Source organism: Enterococcus diestrammenae (genome assembly GCF_049384045.1).
GTDB lineage: Bacteria > Bacillota > Bacilli > Lactobacillales > Enterococcaceae > Enterococcus_C > Enterococcus_C diestrammenae.
The window spans coordinates 1-618 of sequence record NZ_JBMRGR010000045.1 but is presented as its reverse complement, the minus strand read 5'-3'; the positions used below and the strand labels follow the sequence as shown (position 1 = coordinate 618).

Sequence of the window (618 nt, the reverse complement as noted above, 5' to 3'; positions counted from 1 at the left end):
CCTCCTTTATACTTAGCTTATTGCTAAATATGAGGAGGGTTTTTATGATGATCAACTTTGCCAGTGTACCCAAATGCTATTTAATTACTGGCTATACAGACTTACGAAAAGGCATTGACGGCTTAGCTGCCATCCTAACTGGAAAATATGGCTTAAACTTATTTGAAGAAGCTATTTTCCTTTTCTGCGGTAGACGTTGCGATCGTTTCAAAGCACTGTACTTTGATGGCGAAGGCTTTTTTCTGCTATACAAACGCTACGATCAAGGACAGTTAAACTGGCCGAGAAAAGCTGATTCTGTGGAAGTTCTGTCCCCCAAACAAGTAGATTGGCTTTTTGACGGGCTCTCCATCTACCAAAAGCAAAAAATTCAACCAGCAAAAATTGGTGCCCTCACCTAGAAATTTTAAGCACTCTTGATGTGCCTTTCCTCTTATCCCCATTGAATCTTGGTACGATACACAAGTGTTTCAAGGAAGGAGGAGCTGCGATGACTGAATTAGAAAAAGAGCTAACGAAACAGCTCGCTCGTACGACCACTCAGTTAGAAATAATGACCGAGCAGTTGAACAATCAAGCCAAACAAATCGAAAACTTGATGAATATTATTGCCAACAT

Annotated in this window: 1 protein-coding gene; it reads left to right on the top strand. The window is 40.5% G+C overall.

All coding sequences use genetic code 11. The features are described 5' to 3' along the window. The first annotated feature begins 44 nt into the window (after positions 1-44). The gene (tnpB, locus tag ACO03U_RS13730; RefSeq protein ID WP_204688045.1) at positions 45-401 is read left to right on the top strand and encodes an IS66 family insertion sequence element accessory protein TnpB; all 357 of its coding nucleotides are present in this window, start codon (positions 45-47) and stop codon (positions 399-401) included. Positions 402-618: the final 217 nt, after the last annotated feature.